The following is a 7,000-nucleotide window of genomic DNA, read 5'->3' as shown; positions in this document are numbered from 1 at the left end:
GCGCACCGCCCCGCCGCCCGGGGGGGCGGGGGGGCGCTCCCCCCCCCCCAGTCGACCAGGTCGCCGTGCCGCACAGCACCGAACGCCGGGGCGTCCGACGGGACCGGCGGCCACGCGCCGGGTCGGTCGGGGTAGGTCATCACGGCGGCGTTCGCGTCGACCGCACCGGGCGGCACGGACCCGGCCGTGCGGGCGAGCGCGGGCAGTGCCACGACCACCAGGTCGGCCGTCCGGGGCCAGCGCTCGGGGTCGTCGGTGACGACGACGGCGTCGGGCGCGGGCTCGAGCACGGCGCCGGCCCGCAGCGCGGCCAGCGACCAGACGATCGCGCGCCAGTGCACCGGCAGGTCCACGACCACCCGGCGGCCCGGGGTGACGTCGAGCTCGTCGACCAGCAGATGCGTGGTCTTGGTCACCCAGTTGTCCAGGACGTGGCGGGACAGCTCGACCCGCTCGTCCTCGCAGTACCAGGTGAGCCTCGGCCGCCCATGGCCACCGAGGCGACTGAGCAGCGCGGGCAGGTCGGTCACGCGCACAGGGTATCGGGCGGAATTCACCCGGTCGGACCTGCCGGATTCGTCCCCTTTAGCACGGTCGGGCTTGACTGTGACGGATGACACGCGTGTAATTCCACTCATGGTGTTCCGTGCCGCAGCCGCGGCGCACCCTGCAGGAAGGCTGGACACATGTGGAACGTGCTCGATGACGACGCACCCTTCCCCAGTGACCTGAACCGACCCGCTGTCGCGCCGGTACTGCCCCTGTTCGGCGATGACGCACTGGACGAGACCGCGCTCAGCTGGCAGGAGCGTGCCCTCTGCGCCCAGACCGACCCCGAGGCATTCTTCCCGGAGAAGGGCGGATCGACGCGCGAGGCCAAGAAGGTGTGCACCGGGTGCGAGGTACGAGCCGAGTGCCTGGAGTACGCGCTCGCCAACGACGAGCGGTTCGGGATCTGGGGCGGCCTGTCCGAGCGTGAGCGGCGCAAGCTGAAGCGGCGGGTGGTCTGACCACCGTCGCGTCCGCCGTGGCCACGACGGCGGCCACGGGTGCGGGAGCCGCCATGACAGCAAGCCGTGACCCCGCCGCTCTGACGGCGGCGGCGGTCGTCGTGACGCACGGCGTCACGGGCTTCCTGGCGGAGACCCTCACCGCCCTCGCCGCGCAGGATCGCGCACCCGAGTCCGTCCTCGTGGTGGACGTGGCCGGGACGCCGGACGCCGTCACCGACGCCGTGGTCGACGCATGGCCCGAGGGACGGCGTCCCACGGTCGTCGACGCACCCGGCGCCCGGACGTTCGGCGAGGCGGTGCGCCGGGCGCTCGCCGCCGTCGACCTGGACGCCGGATGGCTGTGGCTCCTGCACGACGACTCCGCGCCCCGCCCGGAGGCGCTCGGTCGCCTGCTGCGCGCCGTCGAGATCGCCCCGTCGGTCGCGGTCGCGGGGTGCAAGCAGGTCGACTGGGACGACCCGGCGCGTCTGATCCAGGTCGGTCTGTCGACGTCCCGGTTCGGGCGACGGATGACCGGTCTGGACGACCACGAGGTCGACCAGGGTCAGCACGACGGTCGCGAGGACGTGCTCGCCGTGGGGCTGGCGGGTGCCCTCGTGCGTCGCGACGTGTGGGACGTGCTCGGTGGACCCGACCGCGCGCTCGGCCCCTACGGCGACGGGCTCGACCTGTGCCGGCGTGCCCGGCTCGCGGGGCACCGGGTCGTCGTGGTGCCCCGTGCCGAGGTCCGGCACGCGCAGGCCAGCCTCCGTGGCGCTGCGGTCCGGCCCGGCTGGGACGCGCGGCGCAGCGTGCAGGCCCGGCGCGAGGCCTTCCTGCACCAGCAGCTCGTGGGCGTCCCCGCGCTGCTGGTCCCGGTCGTGGCGCTGCTGGCGCTGGGGTCGTCCCTGGTCCGAGCCGGGATGCGGCTGACGACCAAGGAGCCGCACCTGGTGCTGGCCGAGCTCCTCGCGCCGTGGGTGGTTCTCGCCCGGCCCGGGCGCGTCCTCGTCGCGCGACGTCGTGCGGCGCGCGTGGCCGTGCAGCGCCGGTCCGCCCTGCGGCCGCTGCAGCGCGACACCCGCAGCGTGCTGCGGCAGGTTCGCGACCGCCGGCTCGCCGCGGCGGAGGCGCGACGCACCCGCAACGCGCCGAGCGAGCTCGAGCTGCGCGAGCTCGCCGCGCTGCGCACCCGGCGGCGTGCCGGGCTGGCCGTGGTCGTGCTGGCCGGGATCGCGCTCACGGTCCTCACGGTGGGTTCGGCGATCGGCGCGGTCCTGTCCGGCGCACGCCTGAGCGGCGGGACGCTCGCGTTCGGCGACGCCGGGCCGGGTGAGGTGTGGTCGGCGATCGGGTCCTGGTGGGTGCAGGCCGACCTGGGACACCCCGCCGCCCCGGACCCGCTGCTGACCGTGCTCGCCCCGGCGACGGCGCTGCTCGGGACGATCGGCGGGGCGTCCGCGCTCGTCGTGCTCGGGGCCTGGGTGCTCGCGGGGGTCGGGGCGTGGTTCGCGGCCGGCGCCGCGACGCGATCGGTCGTGGTGCGCCTGTGGGCCGCCGCCACCTGGACGGCCGCACCGGCGCTGCTGGTCGGGCTCGACCAGGTTCGGCTCGGCGGCCTGCTCACCCACGTCGCGCTGCCCTGGGTGCTCCTCGGGGTGGCCCGTGCGGTCGGGGTCGCGCGGGTCGACGCCGTGGCCTCCGGCCTGGTCGGCGCGCAGCACGTCAGCCGGGACGACACCGACGGCGGCGCGGACGACGAACCGCGGACGGGCGACGCGCCCGACGAGGCCGCAGAGACCGCCGAGACCGCGCTGGTGCAGGCCGGTCCTCGCAGCGACGGGACGGCCGAGCGGCCGGCACCGCAGCCGGTCGAGACCGCCGAGCCCTCGTTCGCGGCCGCTGCCGGCGCCGGACTCGCTGCCTGCGTGGCGACCGCGGGCACCCCCGCCCTGCTGCCCGTGCTCCTCGTCGCCCTGGTCGCCGTGGCGGTGCTGCGCCCGCGACGCCGGCTGTGGTGGGTCGCGGTCCCGCCGCTGGTGCTGAGCGGGCCGCTGCTGGTGTGGGTCGCCGTCGACCCGCAGCGCTGGCGCGCCCTGGTCGCCGCCCCCGGCCTCGCGGTACCCGCCGCCCCCGCCGTCGCGTGGCAGCAGGCGCTGGGCTGGCCGGTCCCGGTCGACACCGTGCCCCTGTGGGTCGCCCTGCTCCCCGGTGCGGTCCTCGCGGTCGTGGCGGTGCTCTCCCTCGCGATCCGACCGCCGGCGGTGCGGGCGGTCCGGCTCGGTTGGCTGGTCGCGGCCCTCGGCCTCGCCACGGCGATCGGCCTGGGTCACCTGGGCGTCGTCCTGGGCGACGGCCTGCTCGGGCCGACCTGGACGGGTGGTGCGGTCAGCACGGTGCTCGCGGGGCTGCTCGTCGCGGCGCTGGTCGGCGTCGGGCGCTTGCGCCAGGCGCTGACCAGGGTGGCCTTCGGCTGGCGGCACGTCGGCGCGGGCCTGCTCGCGGCGCTCGCGCTGGCCGCTCCGGTCGCCCTCCTCGGCACGTGGGTCGTACGCGCGTCGCACCCGAGCGCGCTCGAGGTGAGCGACACCGCCGTCGTGCCCGCGGTCGGGCTGCAGCTGCAGGCCTCGGACGATGCCGCACGCGTCCTCGAGCTCGTCCCGAGCGGTTCCGAGCTGCACGTCACGCTGCTGCGCGGCGACGGCGTCCAGCTGATCGACACCTCGCGAGCGGTCACGGGCACCGCGGTCACCGGCGACCCGCTCGCCCCGGAGCCTGCCGCGCCGGACGACGCCGAGACCGAGCTCGCCGATGCCGCCGCCGGGCTCACGGTCGGCGCGCAAGGGGTCGCCGACCAGCTGGCCGACCTCGCGGTGGGTGCCGTGCTCGTCCCGCCCTCGCAGGACCCGGCGCGGGCCGAGCTGGTCGGTCTGCTCGACGCGACCGACGGGCTCGAGCGGGTGACCGAGACCGAGGCCGGTGTGATCTGGCGGGTCGCGAGCGACGACCGGACCGTGGCGTGGGCCCGCGTGGTGCGCGGTTCGGCGGAGCAGTTCGGTGAGGTCCTGGAACCGGTCGCCTCGAGCGACGGGCGGATCGCGACCGAGCTCGACGCCGGGCCGTCGGACCGGCTCCTGGTGCTGGCCGAACGTGCCGACCCTGGGTGGCACGCCTGGCTCGACGGCGTACCGCTGCGCTCGGTGGAGACCGGGTGGCGCCAGGCGTTCGAGCTGGGCGGCGACAGCGGACGGCTCGTCGTCCGCCACGAGGAGACCGGTCAGCACGTGTGGCTGCTCGTGCAGCTCGTCGTGCTCGGTGCCACGGTGCTGCTCGCCGTCCCGACCCGCCGCAGGAGGACGCGATGAGACGCCTCGGCTCCGTGCTGATCAGGTTCGCCGGCGCGCTGCTGAGCGTCGGCCTGGTCGCCGGGCTCCTCGTGCTGCCCGGGTGGGGCCCGCTGCCGACCGCGGCGACCGAGCCGCTCGCCGTCGCGGTGCCGGCCGCCCCGACGGATCTGGTGTGCCCCGGCACCGCGCGGCTGCCCACCGAGCCCGAGGCGGGCGACGACGTGGCCTACGACCCGCAGTTCGACCCGGCGCCTGTCGACGCGGTCACCGGCCTCGTCGCGCTGAGCGTCGACCGACCGCAGGCGACCGCGGTCGAGGCCCAGGTCCGTTCGCTCGCCGATGGCACCGCGGTCGCCGACGTGGTCCCGGCGGCAGGCGGCGGGGCGACCGCCGTCTCGCCGGTCGACGCCGGCACCGTGGTCCACGCCGACGCTTCCGACGGCGGTCCGGCCTGGTTGGCCGGCAGCGTCGCCGTCACGACCACGGCGGGTGACCTGCGGGGGCTGGTCGCGGCGTCCTGCCGACCGGCGAGCACCGAGGCCTGGCTGGTCGGCGGGGCCACGACGCTCGGGTCGAGCGCGCGGCTGGTGCTGGCGAACCCGGGTCGTACGGCGGCTCAGGTGACCATCGAGCTGTGGGGCGCCGCGGGCCCGATCGACCTCACCGGGGCGGCGGAGTACCTCGTCCCGCCCGGCGCCGAGCGCGCCGTGCTGCTCGAGGGCACGGCGGCCGAGCAACCGCGCCTGGTGGTGCACGTGACGGCGTCCGGGGGCGCGGTCGCCGCGTACCTGCAGGACTCCGAGCTCCGAGGGCTCACCCCGGCCGGGGTCGACGACGTGGTGCCGGGGTCCGCGCCCGCCCTGGAGCAGGTGGTCCCCGGCGTCGCGGTGGCCGGGACGGACGCGGACGGCGCCGACCCCGGCATGCTGCGGTTGCTCGCCCCCGCGGAGTCCGGGACCGCCCACGTCCGGGTGCTCGGCCCCGACGGTGAGGTCGACCTGCCCGGCGCCACGGACCTCGAGCTGGACGCCGGAGCGGTGCTGGACGTGCCGCTGGACGGCCTCGCCGAGGGCACCTGGACGATCGTCGTGGACGCCGACGTCCCGGTGGTGGCCGGCGCGATGATCACGCGCGGCAGCGGTGTCGGCGCCGCCGAGGTCAACACCGGCCTGCCGCTCGACCGGGCCTGGGCGGCGGCCGTGGACCCGGCCGCGTCGCCGCTCGCGCTGCCCTCGGGCGCGTCCTGGGAGCTGTCGCTGGCCAACCCGGGCGACCAGGCCCAGCCGGCCGAGATCACGGTGCTCGACGACTCGGGTTCGGCGGTCGCCACGTCCGTCGTGGACGTCGCGGCAGGCAGCGCGCTCGCGCTGGTTCCCGCCGACCTCGACGTGCCGGACGGCGCCTCGGTCGCCGGCGTGGTCCTGCGGGGGGAGGGGGTGTCCTGGGCTGCGGTGCTCGAGGTGCCGGATCCCGCCGGGCCCCTCGTCGGCGTGCTCAGCCCGGTCGCGCCCCGTGAGCCGCGCGACGCGGTCGAGGTGCGGCTGGACTGAGGGTCACATCCGGTAGCCGGGGTCGATCTCGTCGGGGGAGCGGGCGAGCAGGTGAGCGACCTGCTCGACGACGACGTCGTGCACCAGCACGGCGAGGTCGGCCTCGTCGACCGCGCGGCTCTCGACCGGCCGGCGGTACACCACGATCCGGGCCGGCAGACCCGCGTCGGCGGGGAAGTACCGGCCCAGGGGCACACCGCCGTGCTCCCACGGCGCGGGCCGGGACGGCGGCACCTCTTCGACCGCGAACTCGGTGCCCTCGAGCTGGCGCGCCCAGCGCCGTTCGAGCCGTTCCACCGAGTCGAGCACCGCGTCGTCGAACCGTTCGGCACGGGTGCGGTGCGCAGGCAGGTCGGGCGGCAGCAGCAGACCGCGCGGGCCGCGTCCACGGCGGTCGCGGCGGCGGACCGGCGCCGGCCGACGGTGGATCCTCACCGCGCCAGCCTACGTCGCTCGGCGTGGGCTGCACCGGAGCGGTCGTCCGCGCCGGGTACCCTCATGGGGTGAGATCCGGACGCCAGTGCACGCGCAGCGCGTGCGGTCGTCCTGCGGTCGCGACCCTCACCTACGTCTACGCCGACTCCACAGCCGTGCTCGGCCCTCTCGCCCAGCTCGCCGAGCCGCACTCGTACGACCTGTGTGCCGAGCACGCGACGAGGCTGACCGCCCCGCGCGGGTGGGAGGTGGTCCGGGTCGCCCCGGAGTTCGTGCCGACCGGGCCGACCCCCGACGACCTGCTCGCCCTCGCCGACGCGGTCCGGGAAGCGGGCCGGCCGCGCGAGGAGGCCCCCGCGATCCAGCCGGACGCCCCGAGGCGCGGCCACCTGCGGGTGCTGCGCGGCGAGGGCGGATCGTGACCGGGGAGCCGAGCCCGGACCGCTGTCCGACCTGCGGGTCGGCCTCGTTGACGCGTCTGCCGATGGTCCTCACCGACGGCACGGACGTCCTGTTCGTGTCGTGCCAGGCCTGCGAGAACCGCCAGTGGCTGACCGAGCACGACGGCGGCTGGCAGGCGCTGCCGATCGACACCGTCCTGCAGCGCGCGACGCGCAAGACCACCTGAGCCACGCTCGGTGTGACCCGCCGCACGACGGACGAACGGGGCGCAACC

General features: G+C 76.7%; 7 protein-coding genes. 5 read left to right on the top strand and 2 right to left on the bottom strand.

Annotation, left to right across the window (positions count from 1 at the left end; all coding sequences use genetic code 11):
- The coding region (locus OEB99_RS07585) for a TIGR03089 family protein (protein WP_263509403.1) at positions 1-530 on the bottom strand (530 nt) is incomplete at its 3' end.
- Positions 531-686: 156 nt separating this feature from the next.
- On the opposite strand from OEB99_RS07585, the gene OEB99_RS07580 reads away from it, so the two are divergent.
- From OEB99_RS07580 to OEB99_RS07570, 3 genes are read left to right on the top strand one after another with little or no spacing between them, the layout of a single operon-like run.
- A complete protein-coding gene (locus OEB99_RS07580; RefSeq protein WP_263509402.1) occupies positions 687-1,010 on the top strand; it encodes a WhiB family transcriptional regulator in 324 nt (107 codons plus the stop codon).
- A 53-nt stretch (positions 1,011-1,063) separates the two neighbouring features.
- A complete protein-coding gene (locus OEB99_RS07575; RefSeq protein WP_263509401.1) occupies positions 1,064-4,357 on the top strand; it encodes a glycosyltransferase in 3,294 nt (1,097 codons plus the stop codon).
- Positions 4,354-5,889: a DUF5719 family protein gene (locus OEB99_RS07570; protein WP_263509400.1), complete on the top strand. Its 1,536-nt coding sequence runs from the start codon at positions 4,354-4,356 to the stop codon at positions 5,887-5,889. Before OEB99_RS07575 ends, OEB99_RS07570 begins: the two co-directional genes overlap by 4 nt.
- Positions 5,890-5,892: 3 nt before the next feature.
- On the opposite strand, the gene OEB99_RS07565 is transcribed toward OEB99_RS07570, so the two are convergent.
- The gene (locus OEB99_RS07565) at positions 5,893-6,252 is read right to left on the bottom strand and encodes a metallopeptidase family protein (protein ID WP_263509448.1); all 360 of its coding nucleotides are present in this window, start codon (positions 6,250-6,252) and stop codon (positions 5,893-5,895) included.
- Positions 6,253-6,392: 140 nt separating this feature from the next.
- Here OEB99_RS07565 and OEB99_RS07560 point away from each other — a divergent pair, with 140 nt between their 5' ends.
- Both OEB99_RS07560 and OEB99_RS07555 read left to right on the top strand, forming a co-directional pair.
- Entirely contained in the window at positions 6,393-6,746 is a 354-nt protein-coding gene (locus tag OEB99_RS07560) for a DUF3499 domain-containing protein (RefSeq protein ID WP_263509399.1), read from the top strand.
- Between the two features lie 62 nt (positions 6,747-6,808).
- Positions 6,809-6,952: a hypothetical protein gene (locus OEB99_RS07555; protein ID WP_263509398.1), complete on the top strand. Its 144-nt coding sequence runs from the start codon at positions 6,809-6,811 to the stop codon at positions 6,950-6,952.
- Positions 6,953-7,000: the final 48 nt, after the last annotated feature.

Origin of the sequence: Actinotalea endophytica (assembly GCF_025717005.1) — a bacterium.
GTDB lineage: Bacteria > Actinomycetota > Actinomycetes > Actinomycetales > Cellulomonadaceae > Actinotalea.
This window is presented reverse-complemented; position numbering and strand designations above follow the sequence as displayed.